The organism is Paenibacillus turicensis (assembly GCF_017873435.1).
GTDB classification, from domain to species: domain Bacteria; phylum Bacillota; class Bacilli; order Paenibacillales; family Paenibacillaceae; genus Fontibacillus; species Fontibacillus turicensis.
Genome location: NZ_JAGGKG010000013.1, coordinates 111,898 through 134,835, shown reverse-complemented (window position 1 = coordinate 134,835; position 22,938 = coordinate 111,898). Strand labels below are relative to the sequence as shown.

The 22,938-nt window shown below is 38.6% G+C and carries 21 protein-coding genes; 14 read left to right on the top strand and 7 right to left on the bottom strand.

The window, feature by feature from the left end; all coding sequences use genetic code 11:
* The first annotated feature begins 286 nt into the window (after positions 1-286).
* Together J2Z32_RS14190 and J2Z32_RS14185 are read left to right on the top strand one after the other, a co-directional pair.
* Positions 287-1,441 carry a phosphodiester glycosidase family protein gene (locus tag J2Z32_RS14190; protein WP_210089838.1) on the top strand — a complete coding sequence of 385 codons (1,155 nt, stop codon included), beginning with the start codon at positions 287-289 and terminating at the stop codon, positions 1,439-1,441.
* Positions 1,442-1,572: 131 nt separating this feature from the next.
* Positions 1,573-2,256 carry an HAD family hydrolase gene (locus tag J2Z32_RS14185; RefSeq protein WP_210089837.1) on the top strand — a complete coding sequence of 228 codons (684 nt, stop codon included), beginning with the start codon at positions 1,573-1,575 and terminating at the stop codon, positions 2,254-2,256.
* A gap of 93 nt (positions 2,257-2,349) precedes the next feature.
* On the opposite strand, the gene J2Z32_RS14180 is transcribed toward J2Z32_RS14185, so the two are convergent.
* Together J2Z32_RS14180 and J2Z32_RS14175 are read right to left on the bottom strand one after the other, a co-directional pair.
* Complete coding sequence (locus tag J2Z32_RS14180) at positions 2,350-3,213, bottom strand: DegV family protein (protein ID WP_210089836.1); 864 nt, start codon at positions 3,211-3,213, stop codon at positions 2,350-2,352.
* 70 nt (positions 3,214-3,283) lie between these two features.
* The gene (locus J2Z32_RS14175; protein ID WP_210089835.1) at positions 3,284-4,165 is read right to left on the bottom strand and encodes an AraC family transcriptional regulator; all 882 of its coding nucleotides are present in this window, start codon (positions 4,163-4,165) and stop codon (positions 3,284-3,286) included.
* Between the two features lie 178 nt (positions 4,166-4,343).
* Between J2Z32_RS14175 and J2Z32_RS14170 the strand changes: the two genes are divergently transcribed.
* Positions 4,344-5,747 carry an MATE family efflux transporter gene (locus tag J2Z32_RS14170; RefSeq protein WP_210089834.1) on the top strand — a complete coding sequence of 468 codons (1,404 nt, stop codon included), beginning with the start codon at positions 4,344-4,346 and terminating at the stop codon, positions 5,745-5,747.
* Between the two features lie 97 nt (positions 5,748-5,844).
* Here the strand turns inward: J2Z32_RS14170 and J2Z32_RS14165 are convergent, their stop codons facing one another.
* The gene (locus J2Z32_RS14165; protein WP_210089833.1) at positions 5,845-6,348 is read right to left on the bottom strand and encodes a GAF domain-containing protein; all 504 of its coding nucleotides are present in this window, start codon (positions 6,346-6,348) and stop codon (positions 5,845-5,847) included.
* A 119-nt stretch (positions 6,349-6,467) separates the two neighbouring features.
* Here J2Z32_RS14165 and J2Z32_RS14160 point away from each other — a divergent pair, with 119 nt between their 5' ends.
* Positions 6,468-6,653, top strand: a complete 186-nt coding sequence (locus J2Z32_RS14160) for an aspartyl-phosphate phosphatase Spo0E family protein (RefSeq protein WP_210089832.1) — start codon at positions 6,468-6,470, stop codon at positions 6,651-6,653.
* On the opposite strand, the gene J2Z32_RS14155 is transcribed toward J2Z32_RS14160, so the two are convergent.
* Positions 6,648-7,571 carry an alpha/beta hydrolase gene (locus J2Z32_RS14155; RefSeq protein ID WP_210089831.1) on the bottom strand — a complete coding sequence of 308 codons (924 nt, stop codon included), beginning with the start codon at positions 7,569-7,571 and terminating at the stop codon, positions 6,648-6,650. The two genes, J2Z32_RS14160 and J2Z32_RS14155, sit on opposite strands and share 6 nt — an antisense overlap.
* 180 nt (positions 7,572-7,751) lie before the next feature.
* Here J2Z32_RS14155 and J2Z32_RS14150 point away from each other — a divergent pair, with 180 nt between their 5' ends.
* From J2Z32_RS14150 to J2Z32_RS14120, 7 genes are all read left to right on the top strand, one after another.
* Positions 7,752-8,330 (top strand): GNAT family N-acetyltransferase, encoded by a 579-nt coding sequence (locus J2Z32_RS14150; protein ID WP_210089830.1) that lies wholly within the window; start codon positions 7,752-7,754, stop codon positions 8,328-8,330.
* A 73-nt stretch (positions 8,331-8,403) separates the two neighbouring features.
* Complete coding sequence (locus J2Z32_RS14145) at positions 8,404-9,165, top strand: energy-coupling factor transporter transmembrane component T family protein (RefSeq protein ID WP_210089829.1); 762 nt, start codon at positions 8,404-8,406, stop codon at positions 9,163-9,165.
* 125 nt (positions 9,166-9,290) lie between these two features.
* Positions 9,291-9,875 carry an ECF transporter S component gene (locus J2Z32_RS14140; protein WP_210089828.1) on the top strand — a complete coding sequence of 195 codons (585 nt, stop codon included), beginning with the start codon at positions 9,291-9,293 and terminating at the stop codon, positions 9,873-9,875.
* Between the two features lie 59 nt (positions 9,876-9,934).
* Complete coding sequence (locus J2Z32_RS14135; RefSeq protein ID WP_210089827.1) at positions 9,935-11,479, top strand: ABC transporter ATP-binding protein; 1,545 nt, start codon at positions 9,935-9,937, stop codon at positions 11,477-11,479.
* Between the two features lie 125 nt (positions 11,480-11,604).
* A complete protein-coding gene (locus J2Z32_RS14130) occupies positions 11,605-13,104 on the top strand; it encodes an MDR family MFS transporter (protein WP_425343006.1) in 1,500 nt (499 codons plus the stop codon).
* Between the two features lie 98 nt (positions 13,105-13,202).
* On the top strand, positions 13,203-13,544 hold the full coding sequence (locus J2Z32_RS14125) for a hypothetical protein (protein ID WP_210089825.1): 342 nt from the start codon (positions 13,203-13,205) through the stop codon (positions 13,542-13,544).
* A gap of 187 nt (positions 13,545-13,731) precedes the next feature.
* Positions 13,732-16,068, top strand: coding sequence for an HAD-IC family P-type ATPase (locus tag J2Z32_RS14120; protein ID WP_210089824.1), 2,337 nt, complete (start codon positions 13,732-13,734; stop codon positions 16,066-16,068).
* Between the two features lie 148 nt (positions 16,069-16,216).
* Here the strand turns inward: J2Z32_RS14120 and J2Z32_RS14115 are convergent, their stop codons facing one another.
* On the bottom strand, positions 16,217-16,684 hold the full coding sequence (locus J2Z32_RS14115; RefSeq protein WP_210089823.1) for a MarR family winged helix-turn-helix transcriptional regulator: 468 nt from the start codon (positions 16,682-16,684) through the stop codon (positions 16,217-16,219).
* A gap of 435 nt (positions 16,685-17,119) precedes the next feature.
* Between J2Z32_RS14115 and J2Z32_RS14110 the strand changes: the two genes are divergently transcribed.
* Entirely contained in the window at positions 17,120-17,863 is a 744-nt protein-coding gene (locus tag J2Z32_RS14110; protein WP_210089822.1) for an ABC transporter ATP-binding protein, read from the top strand.
* A 24-nt stretch (positions 17,864-17,887) separates the two neighbouring features.
* Positions 17,888-19,114: an ABC transporter permease gene (locus J2Z32_RS14105; protein ID WP_245251475.1), complete on the top strand. Its 1,227-nt coding sequence runs from the start codon at positions 17,888-17,890 to the stop codon at positions 19,112-19,114.
* A 78-nt stretch (positions 19,115-19,192) separates the two neighbouring features.
* Here J2Z32_RS14105 and J2Z32_RS14100 read toward each other — a convergent pair whose 3' ends face one another.
* Both J2Z32_RS14100 and J2Z32_RS14095 read right to left on the bottom strand, forming a co-directional pair.
* A complete protein-coding gene (locus J2Z32_RS14100) occupies positions 19,193-19,399 on the bottom strand; it encodes a hypothetical protein (RefSeq protein ID WP_210089820.1) in 207 nt (68 codons plus the stop codon).
* Positions 19,400-19,703: 304 nt separating this feature from the next.
* A complete protein-coding gene (locus J2Z32_RS14095) occupies positions 19,704-20,963 on the bottom strand; it encodes a BaiN/RdsA family NAD(P)/FAD-dependent oxidoreductase (RefSeq protein WP_210089819.1) in 1,260 nt (419 codons plus the stop codon).
* A 199-nt stretch (positions 20,964-21,162) separates the two neighbouring features.
* On the opposite strand from J2Z32_RS14095, the gene J2Z32_RS14090 reads away from it, so the two are divergent.
* On the top strand, positions 21,163-22,863 hold the full coding sequence (locus J2Z32_RS14090) for a two-component system sensor histidine kinase NtrB (RefSeq protein WP_210089818.1): 1,701 nt from the start codon (positions 21,163-21,165) through the stop codon (positions 22,861-22,863).
* Positions 22,864-22,938: the final 75 nt, after the last annotated feature.

Sequence of the window (22,938 nt, the reverse complement as noted above, 5' to 3'; positions counted from 1 at the left end):
GTTCCTCCTTCTTCGCCTTCATTTGATAATCTAACAAATGATATTCTGCGAATGAGCGAGCTAGCGTAAGAAAAATGAAATATAAGGAGGGAGACAATCTTCAGAATCTCTCTGTCTCTTCGCTAGTTTACATTAGCAGTCAAGCACTAATTTCAAGATGTGGATGTATTCAAAATGGTAATGATATTAATTTATTGAAACTTTTTTTAGCAGTTTATCGTTTATCCTGTATATCATGTGTGAGATAGAGTAAATACACTTTGAGATCAGGATTAGGAGAACTTTAATGGAAACAACATCCTTGCCTAGTCGTACAGCGTCTAGGAAACATAATAAGCCCAAACAAACACAATCACCCAATCGTAAAAGAACGACAAAAAAGAAAAAGAAAAAAGGCTTTTTTTATAAGTTAAAGGTGTTTTTTACGGTGATGTTGTTATTACTTTCCTTATTTAGTATTTGGTTTTTCTTTACTCCTTCCGGGAACAGCTTTCGTTTTTTAGTTGCGGATACGTTGATTACAACAAGACACCGTCACTGGGCTAAATATATTATTGGTCAAGAAGAGCTAAATAAACGAGTTGCAGCTTATCAGGCCCAATTTGACAAAATGGGTGACGAGGTAGATACGCATACAATTACGAAGCCAAAAGAGAAAGTGGAAGAGAACCAGCCACTTGTGAAGGTAGATGAGGTATCAGGTAAAGGCTACCATGGTTACGTTCTAACTGTTAGTGATCCTACTAAAATTCGCCTTGGTGTTCCTGGTAAACGTGGAAAAGGTGAAAAGGTATCAAGTATGGTGAGTCGATTAGGTGCAGTTGCAGGTGTAAATGGCGGAGGTTTTGATGATCCGAATTGGCGTGGCAACGGTTTTAAGCCGATTGGTCTTGTTATTTCACAAGGAAAAATGTACTACAATGGTATGGGCTCAAAAAAGTCAGCTCAAATTGTAGGTATAGATAAGCAAGGTAAAATGATTGCTGGTAGATATTCGATTAGTGAGCTGAGTAAGCTTGGCGTGCAAGAGGCTGTTACCTTCCAGCCACGAATTATTGTGAATGGCAAAGGACAAATCAAAAACCAGAAGGAAGGCTGGGGGATTGCGCCACGTACTGCGATGGGTCAAAAAGCAGATGGTTCTATTCTATTTGTCATTATTGATGGTCGTCAGCCAGGTTATAGCATTGGGGCAAGCTTATATGATGTTCAGGAGGTTATGCTAGAGCATGGTGCGGTCATTGCTGCCAATTTGGATGGGGGCTCCTCTACCGTTTTAGTAGGTAAAGGTGGAGAAATCATGAATAAGCCTTCGTCAGAATATGGTGAACGCTATTTACCAACTGCCTTTCTCGTATTTGAGCATCCTGAGCAAGTAGACATACCTAACATTTGGAGTGGCTTACGTCCGCAAGATATAGATGCAGGGAAGAAAAAATAATGAAGTAAGCGTGGTTTGGAGGGTGCACAATCACACAATTTGAAATTTGATCAATATTTATTTTGGAAAGGCTTTTTTCTTAAATATTGTTGTGTTCATTAGTGACGAATTAGGTAAAAGGAGTGATTCAATTGACAATCAAAGCGGTTCTTTTTGATCTAGATGGAACACTATTAGACCGTGACTCATCACTATTGATGTTTGTTAGAGATCAATACCACCGTTACTCAGAGTTTCAAATCATTGACGAAGAAACTTTTGTTCAACGGTTTATTGAACTTGATAATCATGGTTACGTATGGAAGGATAAAGTATATCAACAGATCATACATGAGTTCTCAATTCAAGATATTGACTGGAAGTTACTATTAGATGATTATATAAGAAATTTTCAAAAGCATTGTATAGGTTTTCCGAACTTGTTAAATATGCTTACAGTGTTAAAGAATCAAGACATAAAGTTAGCATTGGTCTCAAACGGTTTTGGTCAATTCCAATATGATAATTTCAAGGCATTACACATCGAACATTTATTTGATGAGGTGCTAATATCAGAATGGGAAGGACTGCGGAAACCTGATAAAGTTATTTTCAATCGTGCATTAACTAAACTGGGAGTAACCGCCCAAAATTCTCTCTTTGTTGGAGATCATCCTGATAATGATATACGAGCAAGTCGTGACGTTGGAATGAAGGCGGTTTGGAAACGAAGTGGTCAGCTTGAAAATAATACTGATGCTGATGCTGTAATTGACGATTTAGGGGAATTAGTGAATATTGTCCTACACAACGTAACCCAAGCCTTTGGAAAATAAAATGAAAATAGCCTGATGCCCTTGTCTTTGAATAAGAGGGTATCAGGCTAAATTATAATTATATTTTTAACGTAACTTAACTATCTAAGTTGATTAATTCGCATATGAAGGTTTTTTCTTATACATAAGAGCTACTGTCCCAGGTCCACAGTGACAAGAGATGGCACAACCACCTTCAATAATTTCGACGTTTTTAATATCCGTTTTTTCTAATAACGTTGTTTTTACATAATCTGCTGCTTTTTCAGCTAAGGTTTGAGCGACAATGACAAGATCACGATCAATTTTGTTCACATTATCTATGAAGCTAGTTAACATGCGTTCGATTGCCTTTTCTGTTTTGCCACGATAACGATCAGCGGAGTAAATAATGCCTTCTTTCATTTTAAGCACAGGGCGAATTTTAAGCAGACTTCCGATCATATGCTGAACACTAGATACGCGTCCACCCTTATGCAAGAAATCAAGTTGACTTACAAGCACATCCATGTCGATATATTTTCGATCTTCCTCAACCATTTGTACAATCTCTTGTACAGTAGCTCCATCCTCAGCAAGCTTTGCAGCCTTCAGCGCTAATATAGCTGTCCCACCAGATACATTGAGCGAATCTACAACATGAATACTTCCTTTAGGAAATTCACTAGCGGCAATCGTTGCATTTTGGTATGTGGATGATATTTTAGAAGACATACTAATAAATACAATTTGCTCGCCACGCTCTACACATGGGGTAAAAGCAGCGATAAAGTCAGCTGGAGCCGGTGCAGCGGTTTGTGGTAATTTCCCCTCGGTATGAAAGCGGTTATAAATTTCGTTTGTCGATATTTCGAATTTATCCTTATAGCACTCCTCGCCATAAACGACATACAAAGGGACAACGCCAATGTTAAACTTCTCTGCCAAGTGGGGTGGAAAATCGGTGGTACTATCTGCAAAAATCCTAACCTGTGTCAATACATTTCCTCCAATAATCTTTTTAATGTAATTTCATTATAGATGGGAATCAGTTTAAAAAGCAAAAAGATTATGAGTCCTTTGTCCAAGTGAAGCGTTGACGATACTTCCTTGGTGAGATCCCTTCAAATTTCTTAAAGCAGGCTGTGAAATAGGCTGCTTGATTAAATCCTACCTCTTCTGCAATGCGTTCGACCGTTAAGTTGGTTTGTAGCAATAATAGCTTGGCTTGCTCAACTCGTAATTGAATCAAATAGACGGAGGGGGAGCAGCCAAATACCTTCTTCATGCACCGAGCGATGTAGACAGGATGAAAATTAACATTACTTGCTAATGCTTGAGACGAAAAGGGTTCTCGATAATGTTCACGTAAATAGGATGCAGCACGCTCCGCACATACCGCTTGTGGGGAAGGAGCTTCCTCACTTCCTGATGAAGATAGCAATAAAATAACCTCTTGGAACAATGCCTGCTGTTTTAAGCGTACACTTGGTAGATGAATATGACTATTCATTTGAGTTAATGTATTTATCATTTGGATTACTTTGGGCAACTGTGGTAGCTTTGCGAATTGGGGTACAGTAATTTTATAGCTAGACGTTGAGAACGGAGATAAGGTCATAGGTGGTCCATGATGTTCATATTCTGTTTTGACCTCATTTTGAATACTCCAATCCCCTAACAATTGAAAATGCAGCCAATGGTGGATCGACTCCTCCTTACAGCCCATATATGAATAGTGGTGACTATCCGGTCTTAAAATGAGGAATTGTCCTGCATGCACTTCATATTTTTGGTTTGCATCAGCGATATATAAACAACCCTTGCTCGCTACAAGTAAATCAAAAACACCAATGTTTTGTCGATTAGGATGACGATCTCCGACAGCCATTTCCGAGATACCGCTTACAATGTAGTGGGGTAAAGGGGGAGCGGTAAATTGGATATACATAATGAAATTCCTCCTTACTGTAGCACCAAAATGATAAGTTTAAATCGTGATAGATTGAGTTGCTATAATGATACCTGATTTTTAAGATAACATCTATAATGTGATTCATGCTTACAGTTTTATAGTGCAAGTATAAAGCAAGTACATCATTTTTGGTCTACATCTGGAGGTTTTAATAATGAAGAAAATTGATCATGTGGAAAAGGATAAATTTACACTTTGGCTGCTAGCTTGGCCAATTTTTATAGAAGTATTTTTACAGTTTTTATTAGGAACCGTAGATACACTTATGGTCAGTCGAATTTCTGATCAGGCGGTTGCGGTAGTAGGTTTTTCTAATCAGCTATTTAATGCGCTAACCACGTTATTTGCTACTGTAGCGAGTGGAGCAGGTATTGTCATTGCACAAAAGATTGGCTCAAGGAAGGAAGAGGATGCTAGGTCTGTGGCCATCATCGCCTTAAAGGTCACAACTGTCATTGGTGCTGTGTTAAGTGTGGTGTTAATTGCATTTCCAAGATCCATTGCTCAAATGTTAAGTTTGCCTGAAGAGCTATTATCACTTGCACAGGTATATATATCGATTGTAGGTGGGGGGATGATTCTCACCGCAATTATGTCTACATTAGGGACAGCGATTCGTAACACGGGGAATACCAAAGGCCCAATGTATATCGCGGTTGGCATGAATATTATTCATATTATTTTAAACTATTGCTTTATTTTTGGGGCGATGGGTTTTCCAGAGCTAGGTTTAAAAGGGGTAGCGATTTCAACTGTAGTGAGCAGACTAATTGCAACTGTGATTTTGCTCGTTATTTTTGTTAATACTTTTCAACGCAAAATCGTCATTTCTGATTTTAGGATCTTTGATCGTAGCTTGTTTAAGGAGATATTGGATATTGGGTGGCCGCTTGGTGTGAATATGTCTAGCTGGGTATTTTCACAGCTTGCTATATTTTCGTTCCTTGCCACGCTTGGAACAACCGAGCTAGCAGCTAGGACCTACATGAATACATTAGAGTCGTTTTGTTTCTTGCTTGGCCATTCGTTGGCGCTTGCTGCACAGATTCAAATTGCCCATCTTTTTGGTGGAGGCAAAACAAAAGAAGCCTACGGTGCAGTATTTAAGGCTTTGAAGGTAGCTTTACCTTTGGTGATTGCAAATTCATTTATTTTAGTGCTAGTTGGTAAATATATGCTAGCGATGTTTACGCAGGATGAAGCCATTTTAAATTTATGTGTTACTTTGTTATGGATGAACTTATTGCTACAGCCTGGTAAAGCCATAAATATGGCGATTGGGGATGCTCTAAATGCAATTGGCGATACAAAATATACGATGAATATTTCATTGATCTTCATGGGATTTGTGGCGACAGGGGGCTCTTATCTGTTTGGCATCGGGCTTGGATTTGGCATCATTGGCATTTACAGCTGTATGATTGCAGATGAATATATTCGTGGTGTCTTCTCTTATTTTCGGTGGAAGCAACGTAAGCTGCTGAAGAAAAAGGAAAGCGAATTGGGGCTTGAGTCAGAGATTAGGGTGGTAGCACAACCGGCTAATGTAGCACTATAGGAACTAACAAGCTTAAAAGCTACATACACAAAGGAAATGAAGCAATTCCCTTATCGTATGTAGCTTTTATTTTTACACTTCATACTTGCATGATTTGTTATGAAGGAAATACCACTGGTGATAGGTGTTGGGATAATATTGCTACAAATTGTTCTAGCTGCTGTTGATCCACCTCATCAAACCGGTTTTTGTTTGGGCTATCAATATCTAACACACCAAATAACTGATCCTGTACAAAAATAGGAATCACAATTTCGCTATTGGATGCTGCATCGCAAGCAATGTGACCAGGAAATTGATGTACATCTGCCACACGAAGTGTATTCTTTTGCTGTGCTGCTGTACCACATACCCCTTTTCCCATAGGAATACGCACACAAGCAGGTAATCCCTGAAATGGGCCTAGTACAAGTTCATTCTCAACATTCAAATAAAATCCGACCCAATTGATTTCAGTTAAATGGAAATTTAGCAGTGCTGCTGCATTAGATAAGTTGGCAATCGGATTAGGCTCGTCTTCAATTAATGCGCTTAATTGAGAGAGAATTGCCTGATATTGCTCCTGACGCGAGCCTGCTGTAGGTTGTTTTGGTTGGAACATAGAGTAGTATTGCCTCCTTATATCTTACAAATTTCGCTTTTTTTTGACACGGTTGTTTTTTGACAACATGTTTTATCATAGTAGTATCACAACAATTGAAGTATGAGGTGATCCTTATGATGAATGAGACATCCAAAACTAAAAAAGTAGGTAATGACCTCGTTCAAAAAATTGAACAGCTACGATCTCAACTTGTTGAAGCTGCACAAACGAAGGAATTTACAAATGATTCCATCGTCGCTTTGAGCCAGCAACTAGATCATTATATCGTATTAGCACAATATCAAATGATAGGCAGGTCATGATAAACTAGATAAACTAGAACGAATAAACTGAATCGTTTCAGCTGTATAAAGCTCTGCATCGACGCTAAAGGCGTTAGCATGTATCGCTTTTGGGATGAGTAATAGCTTTTTTACTCCCTGCTTCACATTATACATGTCTACGCTCATTTGTGTAGGAACATAGGTATCCTCTGTGCCATGAATAAACATGACAGGTAATAAGCTGTTTTTCACTGCTTTAATTGGACTAACCTGTTCTAAAGAGAAGCCTGCCTTACGTTTTAAAGTCCAATTTACTAAGTGTATTAATGGAAAGAGAGGTGCTTTGTTTAACACTTTAATTTGATAGCGGATTAGCTCTGTTAGATCAGAATATGGGCAGTCAGCAATTACAAATTTAACGTTAGGTTGTGCAATACTTAAATACTCTAACACTGTGCCTCCACCTAAAGATTGACCATGCAAGCCAACGATGATCTCTTTTCCATATTGTGTGGTTAGCATTGTCACCCATGATTCTACATCGTATTTTTCTTTGTAGCCATACGTTGAGTATTCCCCTTCACTTTCACCATGTCGTCTTTGATCCACTAATAGTATATTAAACCCCTCTTGTTGAAATAGATCAATATATTGTGCTGACAAGTGCAGGTTAGCCGTATAACCATGAACAATAATAATCCAACGTGGTGAAGCATGGACCGCCTTAATAATGTAGCCATGAAGCTGTAAACCATCAAAAGAGGTAATATGTACCTTCTGTTTACGTAGTGCGTGGAATTTTTGCTTCGTAAACGTGCCTGCTTGCTCCAAGCTCTGAAGAATCGCATCACTACTTTTTACCTTCATCCTTGTAATTTTATTAAATACGTTTTGGGTTAAAGTCAATAGGATGACTGTAATAACAAGCAATACTACTAAAATAATAATGTAAACCATAAAAAACCTCCTGTAATCCCCTTTTGCTTTATTATAGTATCTTTGAAGCCCATATAACAAAAACTTAACTTGTCGCTCTTTAAGTAATTTACAGATTGCTTTTTTGCTAGAAATCATGCAAAATTGCTTCGTATTACTTCGTGTACCTAGCGGATCATAGGACTAAGGAAAAGGTGATAAATGTTGTTTAAATGTGAAGGGAATATTCCCGTTATAGAGGGTTCGAGGGTTAACTTACGTAAAATGCACCCCAGTGATGCCGATACGTTACTCCAATATTGGGGAGATCCTGAGGTTGTTAAGCGTATGAATATGAGTCCTTTCACGACTTCTGATGAAGTGCTGGAGATGATAACCTTGCTTAATGGTTTAGCCCAATGTGAAGATACCTTACGCTGGGGAATTGAGCTGAAGGAGGAGCATAAGCTTATTGGTAGCTGTGGCTTCAATACATGGCAGCTATCTGGTGCTTATCGGGCAGAAATCGGCTATGATTTAGGCAAAGCTTTTTGGGGAAAAGGGTATATGTCTGAGGCGCTTGCTTTGATGTTATCCTATGGCTATGAAGTTATGGGATTAAATCGGATTGAAGCTTTGGTACAACCTACAAATGTAGCGTCATTGAAGCTGTTAACCTCATTTCAATTTCAGCAGGAAGGGCTGTTAAGACAATACCAGAAAATAGAGGAAGGGTTCGTGGATTTATATCTGTATTCTTTGTTGAAAGAAGAATATGAGCTGAAAATGAGAAGAATATGAGATTAACATGATATGAAGGAGATAACGATATGACATTGCGTTTTAACTCATATAGGAAAGGAGTATTTTATTCATGAAAAACAGCCTTGCAGCTGCTAGTCCTGCTAATACGGTCATGCATCGTTTAGATGCCTTAAGCAAGCTAGTTGCTTTATTATGTCTAAGTATACTTACTGTGCACATCAATGAAGTGGTACCGTCTTTCATTGTTCTTTTTTGCTTATTGGTATTATGTATGCTTGTAGGAAATAGAGAGAAGCTGCTTCGTCGCTTTCTTTTTATTGGTTCCTTTGCATTACCTTTATTTATTTTAACTATGTTGTCTGCACCACAAGGTGGAGAAAGCTTTGATTTAGGTATATTTAGTGTATCTACTGCGGCGATCGAGGCAGCAATTGTCGTTAGCTTTCGCATGATCATTTTATTTTTGTCCTCTATGGTGTATATCGAAACGACAAATCCTCGTCATTTTTTAGTGATGTTAACCCATTATATTAAGCTTCCGTATCGTTTTGTGTTTGGTGTTTCAGTTGCGCTTGCCTTTGTCCCTTTATTAGAGGAGGAAGCAAAAATGGCAATTGCTGCACGTAAGCTTCGCCGAGGAAAAGCACCACAACGTATGGGTGAGTTCCTCGATATGTGGAAAGGAAGCTTACTTAGTATTTTTACAGGTGCAATCCGCCGAATTAGTATTACTGCTGGCGCGATGGATGCCAAAGGTTTTGGGGCGTATCCAACTCGTACTTATGTAACTATTCCTAAAATACAAGCTAGTGGTTACTGTGTCATGATTTTAAGTGTGCTGTCCCTATGTTTTTTATGGAGTCTCGTCTAAATGTTATGACAAAGGTTTAAATTGCTTTACCAGGTATGTCTAAAAAAATAGCTTGACGTATTTTAATTGTTAACCTAAATTATTATTTGTGGTTAACAATTAAAAATGGAGCTGATCATTTTAAGATGAAGACAAAATCAATAGGTTCAATATTTCAGTCCTTTACAACGTTAGATATTGTACTCATGGCGATGCTAGCCACTGCGAATGCAGTAGTTACCATGTATCTGTCCACAGTGAATCAAATGCTTAATAGTGTAGGTGGGCCAATCGCAACCTCAACCATTACGGGGATCTATATGTTATATGGGGTGTTAGCCTGTTACATTATTCGTAAACCAGGAACGGCAATCATTACGTATAGCTTTGGCGCGATTGTACAATCCTTTTTAGGGGTAGCTTATGGGATTGCTTCCGCTATTGCGGCAGCATTATGTTATATGATTGTCGTAGAGGTAGTGCTTGCACTTTTTCGGTATAAGCGTTGGGATGCCATTTCGATGTCTATTTTAGGTGGAACAATGGTACCAATCTGGTTTTTCTTTGCGGCTCAAATGTTTGGTTATACGAAATGGGGAACCTCTATCTTGATGATTGCGCTTGTTGTTCGTATTATTAGTGGGATGATCTTGGCGGGTTATTTAAGTAAGGTATTAGGCGATCTACTTGCTAAAAGTGGTCTATTATCTCGATTTAGTATTGGTAGATAAGTATAGATAAGAAGGGTAAGAGGCTGTTGAATGACTTGATGGATTTGAATTCATATTCCGTGGTTGAAGTCATAGATGTAAGCTACCGCTATACCAGTGACCATGCTGATCTAATTCATAACCTTAATCTTTGTATTAACGAGGGTGAATGGGTGGCGATTGTTGGTGGGAGTGGTAGTGGCAAATCGACTTTGGCTGGACTACTGACAGGGTATTTGCCAAGAGTAGGTGGTGGTGTACGTCATGGTTCAATTAAGGTACATGGTCATGATCCAGCGACAGCCGAGCTTAAGGAAATTTCTCCTGTGATTAGTGTGGTTGTGCAGGACCCCTATGGTGGACTTGTGCTTGGATGTGTGGAGGAAGAGGTGAGCTTTGGTCCGGAAAATTTGTGTTATGACGTGGAGCAGGTGAGAGAGTACACCACTAAGGCTTTAGAGGATACCGATTTGCTAGCACTTCGCCAAGCTGATGTAAGCTTATTATCAGGGGGACAACGACAACGTACCTTGATCGCCTCAGTATTAGCCATGCATACAAAAGTTGTTGTGTTTGATGAATCAAGCAGCCACTTAGATCAAGCTTCTCGAACTAAGCTATTACAGGTGCTACATCAGCTTGTAGAGCAAGGCCACACCATCATTACGCTTAGTGGAAGAATGGATGAAATTGCTTCACAGGCATCAAGGTTAATTGTCATGGAGCAAGGTAAAATTGTGATGGATGGGCGTACATCGATGTTGCTTATGGAACAGCGGACAAAGCTCACTCATCTAGGATTATTACTGGAACAAGAGGGGCTAAAGAAATTACCTTCTGAACATGAACATGTATCTGTACCTACACTTAAACTTGAACTTGTGCCTGAGATTGTACTTGAGCCTCAACTTGTACCTGAATCTAAACATGGACTTGGGCCAAGAATCAATGAACCGCCACTTTTAGAGCTAAAGGACTTTTCCTTCCAATATAATAAACGACAGCCTTTTATTTTTAAGGGAGTAAATGTACAGTTGGAGCAAGGACAGTGGGTGATGTTACGTGGGGAAAATGGTGCTGGAAAAACGACATTATCTAAGCTGCTGACTGGCTTGTTACGCGCACCCAAAGCGCAAATGTTTTGGCAAGGCAAGGATATGGGAAAGTGGAATTTATACGAATTTTCTCAGCAAATCGGGTATGTTTTCCAACAACCTGAACAGCAATTTGTAGCACATACGTTACGGGATGAGCTTTTATATAGTCCTCGTTCGTTAATAGGTCTGTCACCAAGGGACGAAACACCTGACTATTTATTACAGAGATTAGAAGAAATACTTACTGATATAGGTTTAGCAGAAAAGCAAGACATATCCCCTTTTTTATTAAGTGGCGGGGAGAAGCGCTTGTTGAGTGTTGCGGGAAGTATGATCGTGCCACGTAAGCTTTATATTTTAGATGAACCTACTGCTGGTTTGGATTATATAGGTGTACTTAGACTTATACGCTTGTGTAGACAGGCTATTGCCACGGGGGCAGCGATCATTATGATTACTCACGAGCCTCAGTTGTTTTCAGAGGAGCAACTAATAGAGTGGCGTGTGGCTGATGGGAAAATCTCTTAGTATAGCAGGTGCTAAGAGATTTTTATTATTCCTTCCAAATAGACGATCCCCGTATTATCGTTTATAATTATCCCTTATGGATGATCTCAAATGGGATGAGGAAGAAGGCTTGATTTCACATGGTGATGAAACGAAATTACATATTAACAGGGCTGCTGTTGGCTACATTTTTAGCTGCAATTGAAGGAACTGTCATTGGGCCTGCGGGTCCACGGATTGTTGGTGATTTAGGAGGGTACAAGCTATTAAGCTGGGTGTTTACGGCCTATTTACTAGCGATGGCAGTAACGACGCCACTTTTTGGAAAAATCAGTGATTTATACGGTCGTAAGCCTGTATTTATTGTAGGTTCGATTTTATTTCTGATTGGCTCCTCCCTTTGTGGATTAGCGACAACGATGGAGCAACTAATTATTTATCGTGCAATTCAAGGGATTGGTGCAGGTGCGTTAATTCCCGTTACATTTACAATTATTGGCGATATTTATAGTATTGAAGAACGAGCGAAGGTACAAGGCTTAATTAGCTCAGTATGGGGGATTTCTTCATTAGTTGGGCCTTTGCTTGGCGGGTATATGGTGGATTCGCTTAACTGGCGATATATTTTTATTTTTAATGTTCCTTTTGGATTGGTTGCTTTATATTTTATCATTAAGCATTTACATGAAGAGATAGAAAAAAAGAAAGCGAAGATCGATATCGGCGGGGCAGTCACGTTTACGGTTGGGGTTACTACGTTATTGTTTGCTTTAGCTACAGGGGGGAATCAAATTCCTTGGGACTCCTGGATGATATATAGTTTATTTGGTATCGCTGTGGTGTTCTTAGTGTTATTTTTTATTATTGAAAATCGAGTGGCTGAACCACTTGTGCCTCTAAAGCTATTTAAAATCAGAAATATTGCCTTTTCCAATTTAGCAAGCTTACTCGCAAGCGCATTGTTAATTGGTGTAACCTCCTATTTACCTTTATGGATTCAAGGGGTGCTTGGCAAAAATGCAACCATGTCTGGTTTTTTGTTAGCCCCATTGTCTATTAGCTGGATGCTCGGTTCTGTGCTTGGTAGTCGGATGATTATAACAAAGGGACCACGTTATACATCATTTATTGGGATGTTAATTATCGCAATTGCGGCGCTTGGTATGACAACACTTACCTCAAATACACCGATCTATTTAATGATGTTATATAATGCTTTATACGGAGCTGGGTTTGGATTTTCAATATCTGTATTTACGATTATTTCGCAATCTTCTGTAGATCGTAGCTTAAGAGGGGCATCGACTGCACTTAATTCCTTTACAAAATCCATCGGTCAGACGATTGGGGTAACAATTTTTGGCGTGCTCATTAATTTGAGTATTTCTAGCCAAATTGCACAGGGAACAGATCTATATGGTAAAGTAACACAAGGGGATATTGATAACCTGTTATCACCTGAAAAATTACATTTGTTACCTTCAGGCTTATTGCATGATCTTGTCCAAGTGCTACAAGGTAGCTTGCATGCTTTGTTTATTGTCATGGCGGTGATTGGTGTTGTAGGTGTGTTTTCATCATTAGGACTTAGTCGTACTCTTTTAGATTCTGAGAAAAATAAGGTTGATACGCCTTCAGCCAAATAAACAATGGCTCCATTAGAATAAAATACATGCCTTCGTGTCATCTTAATTTATAAGGATTTATTATTATGTTGCTTGAGAGGACAAGGAGGCATTTTCAAATGAATGAGCAATTAAATGTGGATCAACAGACATTAGTACAATCTTGGCAGCAGGAGCTTCCTGCTTTTCTGAATCCGGGGGATTCCTCACAGGTTACAGCAGATAATAAGGATCAAAACAGTATTCGCTTGCATATTGACGTGGAAGGACATGACATGTATTCGTTTGACTTTAAATGCTGTTATGTAGATTCACGTGAAGTGAAGGTTGATTTGGTGGATGTGGAACAGGCTGGCAGAGCAATTGATGAGCACACCAACGAGATTCAAGAATTAAGTCATGATTATGTTCGTCATATTCATGAATGTGCCCAATCGCTTCAAAAGATTACGAATCCGTGATGCTTAATCCGTCTTAACCTTAGCGATCTGTTTCTCCCAAGTGGATAAGCAGGTCGCTTTATTACATTTTAAAAATGCATTACACATACATATTGTTGTAACCTTTAACTTTAGCTTTTCGTTGTATTAAAATAAGTTGTATTAATCAAATTTCTACATGTTGCTAAATAGACTAGGAGAGAAAAAAATGAATGAAGGCATCGCTCGTTATGAGCCTACAGCCTATGAGGGCCTTAGTGAACAACAGGTCAACCTCCGCCTTGAAGCAGGGCTGTTTAATCAGGATAGTCAGGTCAAAACAAAAAGTATTGGGCAAATTGTTGTTAGCTACGTTTGTACATTATTTAACCTCATTAATGTTTTGTTAGCCACAGCGATATTTTTGGTTGGGGCTTATAAAAATATGCTATTTCTGTTTATTGTCATTATTAATACGTTAATTGGGATCATTCAAGGAATTCGTGCCAAAAAGAACATGGATGCCCTATCTATTATTTCATCAACCAAAGCGAAGGTTATTCGGAATGGTCAGATGCAAGAGATTGCACTTGATCAGGTTGTGCTTGATGATGTGCTAATGCTTGAAAACGGCAATCAAATTATTGCCGATTGTATTTTGTTAGATGGCAAATGTGAAGTAAATGAATCTTTATTAACAGGAGAATCCGATCTCGTATCGAAGCAACCAGGGGATCTGCTGTTGTCCGGTAGCTTTATTGTAAGTGGGATGGGACGTGCCAAGGTTGAGCATGTAGGTAAAGACAATTATGCGGCTACCATCTCTAATGCTGTGAAATACATGAAGGCTGTTCCTTCACAAATGATGATTGCGATTAAAAAGGTTATTAAAATTGCTTCGATCTTAATAGTACCCTTAGGACTTTTATTATTTAATAATCAACTCTCAATTGAGGGGAATACGCTTCAAAGAGCGACGGTCAATACGGTTGCAGCTTTAATTGGGATGATTCCTGAGGGGCTAGTGCTATTAACTAGTTCTGTGCTGGCAGCTAGTGTATTGCGTTTATCCAAGCAAAAGGTGTTAGTCCAAGAATTATATTGTATTGAAAATCTGGCTAGGGTGGATACGTTATGTCTAGATAAAACTGGGACAATTACTGAAGGGATCATGGAGTTAGTTGATATTGTTCCACTGATTGATCATCCACAAGTCCCATTTCCGGTGGTGCTTGGAAGGATGGGACAAGCTTTACAGGATCACAACCCTACAATTGATGCAGTACGGGCTAAATATCCCCAAGGTGATGGGGTAGAGGTAAATACCGTAATTCCGTTTTCCTCTGATAAAAAGTGGTCTGGGGTTAGCTTTGTAGATGGTCATAGCTACATGCTAGGTGCAGCAGAATTTATATTGCCACCACATGAAATCGCACGGATTAAGGGACATTTACAACAACATTCTGATGATCATCGTGTGCTTGTGTTGTCCCAATTTGAGGGTGACTTTATCGACGATACACCTGCTGTTGCGCCTCAAGCGATCGCACTTATATTGCTAAGAGATAAAATTCGTGCGGAAGCTCCAGCAGCTTTAAAGTTTTTTGCTGAGCAAGATGTGAATGTGAAAATTATTTCGGGTGACCATCCTGCCACTGTTGCCGGAGTAGCTCGTCGTGCAGGGGTAAATGCCTGTGAGCAATACATTGATATGTCTCAAATCGAACCAGAAGCAAATCTTAATGAAATTGCCTTGAAATATAACATTTTTGGTCGCGTATCCCCGATTCAGAAAAAACAATTAGTAATTGCGCTCAAGGAGCAAGGTCGAACGGTTGCGATGACAGGTGATGGCGTTAATGATGTGATGGCTTTACGTGAAGCGGATTGCAGTATCGCAATGGCGTCAGGGAGTGATGCAGCACGTAATGTATCTCAGCTTGTGCTGTTGGAATCTAATTTTGCTGCATTACCGCATGTGGTTGGAGAGGGTAGACAATCGATTAATAATTTGCAGCGATCCTCTTCTTTATTTTTAATTAAAAATATTTATTCTAGTATTTTAGCGCTTTTATTTGTCATTTTACCTTTCCATTATCCGTTTATGCCAATTCAGTTAACACTGGTGAATCTGGTGACGATCGGAATTCCTTCTCTGGTGCTTGCGTTTGAGAAAAATCGGACTAGGGTTGCGGGGGACTTTTTGAAAAATATGGTGCTTACTGCCTTGCCAGGTGGATTAACCGTTGTCGCTAATGTAGTGTTAGTTGTGATTACAGCTCATTTTATTCCACTTACGCAAATTCAAAGCTCCTCAGTATCCGTTTTGTTAACGGTCTTTACGGGCTTTATGTTGTTGTATAAGTTGTGTATGCCCTTTACTGCCTTACGGAGAACGTTGTTTATATGTTGCTTATCTATCTTTTTGTTAGCTATTTTATTGTTTGGGGGCTTTTTCTCTATCGAGGTGTTTGATAGTAAGGTATTGCTGTTGTTAATGCCGTTAGCGTTTATTTCCTTTGTTTTGTTCAAATTTTCACTTGGATTTTTTTCTAAAAAGAAATAAAGTAAGAGCCTGATTGCCGCCAGCTTAAAAAGAATGACGTGCACAATCAGGCTAAATATAAAACAAATAAGTGATTTTTTTCACAAATCTTTTGTCTTGAATACATTGGCTTATCTAGGCTGTATCTTAGATGTGTAGTTGAGTAGTATTATTTGCGAGCGAGTGGAGCTAATTTTTCTGCTTCTCGGCCCATTTTTTTCAGCAAATTGATCATCATTTCTTTTTCTTCTTCATTTAGCCCACTTAATGCATAATCAATACGTTCAGCAAATTCAGGATACAGTGTATCCATTAACTCTTTACCTTTTTCCGTTAATTCTGCATAAATGACACGGCGATCACGTGGACAAGGCTGACGTTTTAGAAGTCCACCTGCTTCAAGCTTATCAATAACGTAAGTGACGTTACCACTTTGCAACAGCAGCTTTGCTCCAATTTGTTGGATTGGCTGAGAGCCTTTGTAATAAAGCACTTCCATTACAGCAAAAGCGGTAGGATTAAAGCCTTGAATTTTACTACCTGTAACTGCATGTTCATTAACACTTTTAAAAGATTTTGCAAACACTCTGTACAGATGTAAGGATAGATCTGTTCCGCATTCCTCGGTTTTTAACATGCTCATCCCGTCCTAATTCCAAATTTATAATGATCGGAAAAATATATTTAAGTTGAATTCATTGATATTAGAAGAATTCAACACTTACAATACTTCCATCTTAAAATAAAGGAACACATGAGAAAATATAAAATATCACAATTTAAGGCTTTTAATATTAAAATTGTGTCTAATTTTAGGCTCAATAAAAATTAGTGCTTAACAACGACTGGAAGTTGGTAGCTACGCTCCAGAGCGTTCTTACGATTGTTGTTAAAAACATATTCCTTTTTATTGAAGTGAATTTATGGCTGGAATTTGATTTTAAGAGACATTCTTCAGAATCGCTCTGTCTCTTCGCTAGCTTGGGTTGGTTGATAACCACTAATTAAATGATAAGAGCCTATTTAAAGTGCTACAATAGTTTAAGACGGGACTTAGAACGGAGTGATGAAAATGGACAAATTGAACACATTTGACGCAATAGGGGCAACCGAAGAAGATATCTTGTTACAAGTTAATATTCGTGAGGCTGGTTATGAAAAGCAGGCACCCCATCTTGAGGATATTCAATTACAGCTGAAAAAAGGCAAGCTTACTGGCTTGATCGGCCCTAACGGAGCAGGAAAAAGTACAACGGTAAAAGCTATTTTAGATTTATTACCTTATTGTGATGCCGATATTTCATATTCTAGCCCTAATTTCAAATATGCATATTTACCTGAGCAACCAGTGTATTATGACACGTTAACTTTATGGGAGCATTTGAGCTTGATCGGCTCTTTATATGGACTAGACGAAGCTGTCTTTGAGCAGGAAGCCAATGCTTTATTACATAAATTTGAGATGGAGGGTGTACGAGATCATTTGCCAGATAGCTTCTCAAAAGGGATGCGCCAAAAGATGATGTTAATGTTAGGTTTTTTAATCCAGCCTGATGTATACATTGTGGACGAGCCTTTTATTGGATTAGATCCTAGAGCTACAAAAAAATTTCTAGAAATGTTAGCAGAGGAGCAAAAGCGGGGAGCAGGTGTCCTGATGTCTACCCATGTATTAGATACGGCAGAAAAAATTTGTGATGACTTTATTTTAATTTCTAGTGGAAAGGTTGTTGCAGCTGGTGAGCTTGATCAAATCCGTTATGCTGCTGGATTACCTGAGGGGAGTTTGATGGATTGCTTTGATCGGTTGACGTGATAGGGAGGGACAAAAGTGAATTCAATGAAAAAATGGAGTCTAAACAAATTATTTCTCCGCAGACTCCTAGACGATGCCAAGACACAATATAAAGTGATATCGGTTGTTATCGATTGGATTATTATGTTGTACATTGTTGTTCCAATGGCACTTATTTTAGCGAGTGTACATGTACAGCTATGGCGAATAACACTCCCCAATTGGTTGATAAATATGCCGTTGCAGTACACAACCTTTATTTTTGTGCTTGTCACTATATTAGGTAGCTTGATTTTAAGACTTGAAGCCGCAGACGTGTTATTTATAAAGCAACATACTAAAGTAATGAATGGACTCAAGCGTTATGGTTTGCTTTATTCATTAGTAATTCAGGGGCTAGTTATTGGAATCCTACTGTTTTACCTTTCTCCAATATTTGTTCGTGTTTATGGCATGAACTTAATCGCAATGATCCAATTATTTTTAGTGATGTATCTTCTTAAAAGTATATATATGATTTTAGCTAATCTCATTCAAGTTTGTGTAAAGGGGTGGCGTAGTAAAGTTACTCTTTTTGTATTAACACCAGCTACAGTTGGCGTTTATTGGTTATGGCTCAATTATATAAGTAAACAATATTTTATTGTATTTGCCGTATCACTAGCTTTGCTGTTAGAAATCCTGTGCTGGTACAGATTAAAAAAAGTGGATCGCTTTGAAGCCGAGCTTGCTGAGGATCAACGGATAAAAGGGAAGCTAACCGCATTTCTGGTGGCACAAGCCGTCGGAAAGCCTAAAAAGATTCGTAAAAAGCCTACCTTGTTCAAAAAAAGCAATAAGCTCTTTAAATTAAGAAGTCCTGAAAATCGCTTGGCTGAAATTATGATTAAATCATTTATTCGGGGCGAAGGATTCAAAACTTACCTACAAATGAGTGCATTGGGATTTATCGCCACTATAATGTCACCCTCTCCCATTAATATCCTGATCGCTCTATTTATTTTGTTCTTATTTATCTCTTTTATAGAAGCAAATCGTCGTGCATTTACTAGACGGAGTTTAATGGAAATTATCCCTATGACGGACAATATGCGTAATTACACTTATTTTAGTAGTAGAGGGGTACTGCAACGTCTTCTTGTATTGCCGATGTATTGCATTGCTACTGGGCTTTTGATCTCTATGATAGGCTGGTGGGGGATACTTGCTGCGGTTCCAATGAGCCTAGTCTTAACTTTCATCGTGAGTCGAACCTATTTGAGGTTAGGCTAAGATGAAGTTAACGCAAAAAGAAAGCGAACGTAGAATTCGCTCGCTTTCATATAAACTCTGATAAAATTATTTTTGCTGTTATTCAGTCAAAACAACCTTCTCAACGACGGCTTTACCAGAACCTTGAATCGGATTAGATTTTGTTCCCGTTTGCATCGTTAAGCCAATGGTAACCAAGGTTATAAGAGCGATGCCTCCAACAGTAAATGCGACATAACGCTTTAGCTTGGTATTCCTTGAAAGGAACAATATGAGGATACTAGCTAGTAACAAAATACCTATCATTGGTTCAACTCCTGTCTCTCCAACATTTACATAATACAAATATATACGTTAAGGACGCGGAAATGTTTCCTATTTAAATTGGGCTCCATTTATAAATCAGTACTTTACAACAACTGGAAGCTGGTAGCTACGTTCCAGAGAGTTCTTACGATTGTTGTTAAAATCATATTCCTTTTTATTGAAATAAATTTATGGATGGAATATGATTTTAAGGGACAATCTTCAGAATCTCTCTGTCTCTTCGCTAGTTTGGGTTAGCTGTCAAGCACTGATTTCAAGATTGAGCCTCTATTTGAGTTTGTTATCACCGTAAAGCAGCGTGATAACCAGCGGTATGTCCTGTAGAAAAAGCCGCGGTAATATTGTAGCCGCCAGTATACCCATGAATATCAAGCACTTCTCCACAAAAGAACAGTCCAGCCTTTAGCTTCGATTCCATAGTAGAAGGCACGATTTCCTTTAAATTCACACCACCACCAGTAACAAATGCTTCTTCGAACGAACGTGTGCCTGTCACTTCAAGCTTAAAGCCTTTCAACAGCGCAATAAAATTACTAAAGGCATCCTTACGCAAATGCTCAAAGGTAGTATCACCACTTAATTCGCTTCGTTCCAATAGTATAGGAAGTAATCTTTCAGGAATGGTTCCTTTTAGCACATTTTTTATTGCTTTCTTTGGTTCTGCCTTAAGCATGGTCTGTAATTGCTGTTCTAACTGACCTATTGATACATCTGGAAATAAGTCTAGTACCATGGTGACCGTAGGTAAGCCGCTTTTTTGCTTCACACCACGAATAAAACCACTACAGCGTAATGCGATTGGGCCAGAAAGTCCAAAATGAGTAAAGATCATATCGCCTTGGTGTGCGACCACAGGTTTTCCTTTGGCATTAAGAACAGCTAACTTCACATTACGAAGCGATAAGCCTTGTAGTTCTCGATTGGTGATAAAAGTCTCTTTAGAAATAATGGGAACCTCAGTGGGAAACAACTCAGTAATAGTATGACCTGCTGCTTGTGCCCAAGGATAACCATCGCCCGTAGAGCCAGTATGTGGTACAGATTTTCCACCTGTTGCAACCACAATGCTATTAGCTAAAATCATCTCCCCAGAGGTTAGCTGTACACCTTTAACTTCATGCTCGCGATATAAAATTTCAGAAACGGTCTGATGGACAAGTAGCTCAACACCAAGCGTCTTGGCATACCCAACAAGCGCATCTACTACGGTTTTAGCTCGATCGGAAACGGGAAACATTCGACCATGATCCTCTTCCTTAAGAGCAATGCCAAGCCCTTCAAAAAATGAAATAATGTCCTTATTATTAAATTGAGAAAGCGCGCTATGTAAAAAACGCCCTCCACCTGGGATATACGTAATCAGCTCTGAAATTTCTTTGTTGTTAGTCACATTACAGCGGCCTCCACCGGAAATCCCTAGCTTGCGCCCTAGCTTATTTCCTTTATCTAAAAGGGCTACAGTGGCACCTTGCTTAGCAGCCGCGATAGCAGCCATCAGTCCTGAGGGACCTCCGCCAATGACGATAACTTGATAGGTATTCATAAACAATTCCTTTCTTTGCACAATCCTAACATTTATATGCATTTAAAGTAGTTTGAAGAGGATTATGATATTGTAAAAAAATGTCGATTATGGTTTAATCGTAGTGAGCCTAAATGTCACATAATTTATACGTACTTACATAAATCAACGTCTACGGCATCTTTGGCAAATGTTTATTCTTCCCCTAAGGAGGGAGAACGTGGTTGTATTAAAAGAATTTATATTGCAATTATTAATAACTAGTATACCCGCTTTTTTATTTCCTTTAGTGTACGGTTCGCCTGTTGGACTATGGAAAACTCATGACCACCTTTTCAGTATGGAACGATTTCGTACAAATATGATGATGGTTTGCATGTTAAGTGTATTTCTCTGTTATTTATTCCAAAGTGATCTTTGGGACGGAGTCATTATTAATTTTGCACTTTTTCCAATTGTAATTACTATTTTGTACGCAAAGTATTGGGAAGGGCTTGTTTTAATTGTGTTTCAAATTGTATTATATACTTTTTTTACGGAACAGTTTAGTATAACGGGCTTACTTTTGGAAACCGCAATTTTAATCTATCCTATTGTATTGATATGTTCAGTACGTTTTAAAAAGGAAAATCCGCTTGTTAAGTTTGTATGGACATTAGTTTTCTTTGTTTTGGCACAAGGACTTTATGTTGGTGCGCAATATATGAACGCTACAGATCAACTGCATCTTATGTATTTTTTAGTGATCTTTATTGAAGTTCCGATTATAGCATTAGTAGCAGGGCTGTTCATATATATGATTGAGTCTACTTTAGAAAGAGAAAAGCTAAGACTACAAGTTACTTTGATGTCGTATGAATCTGGCAAAGAGGCTTTAAAGCTACAGCAGATGATGGATGCAGCACCCATTTGTATCATTTTACTAGATAATGATAACCGAATAATTTCCATCAATGATACATTTCTGAAGCTTTATCGTAAAGATTTTCCAAATATTACTATGGACGAAATTATAGGCTTAAATATAAGCGAATTTTTAAGACGCTCTAAACTTGATCCTTCACAAATTATGAGGTCGTGTGGTTCGGAGAAAATGAGTCAGTTTATTCAGATTGGTTTAGAAACCTATCTTACTAGTGTAACCCCAATCACAAAAGGTACTTCAAATGAAAATATGGGTAGTATTATTATGATTCAAGATATGACGGAGCTAGAAACGCTTAAGCTAGAGTTAAGTCATGTCGAACGTTTAGGGGTCATTGGACAAATGGCAGCAGGTATTACACATGAAATACGTAATCCCATGGCAGTGGTTCGAGGTTTTTTGCAATTAATGAGAGAGAAAAGCTCTGATAATTTAGATCATTATTATCGAATCGTTTTAGACGAGTTAGATCGTGCAAATAGTATTATTAATGATTTTCTAGCCCTGGCACAAAATAAAACAGAGCAAAAGGAAGAGTCACGATTACATGATATTATTCATGAGCTGACGCCTTTGTTGTGGGCAGATGCGAATTTGCGGGGACAATCGATTGAGGTTGATTTAGATTATAAGGTTCCCGTTTTGATGCTTAATCCAAAAGAAATCAAACAGCTTATTTTAAATTTATGTCGTAATGCAATGGAAGCGATGGATGACAAGGGGCAGCTCACTATTATGACCCATGTTGTGGAAAATGGTGTAGAGCTTCATGTGAGTGATACTGGACCAGGAATTTCCCCAGAGGAGCAGGTGAAATTATTTCAGCCTTTTTATACGACAAAAACTAAGGGAACAGGGCTGGGGCTTGCCTTATGTCAAAGTATTTTAGAAAAGCATGGTGGTAATATTAGTGTCAAATCAGAGCTTGGTGTTGGGACTACATTCGTTGTGTTATTACCAATTCCATCAGAACAACTACTTCAACAGCAAGCATAAAAGTAAATATAACAGCAAACCAAGCAGCTAACATTCATTATGCTAGTTGCTTTCTTTTGTTAGGCAGATATAATA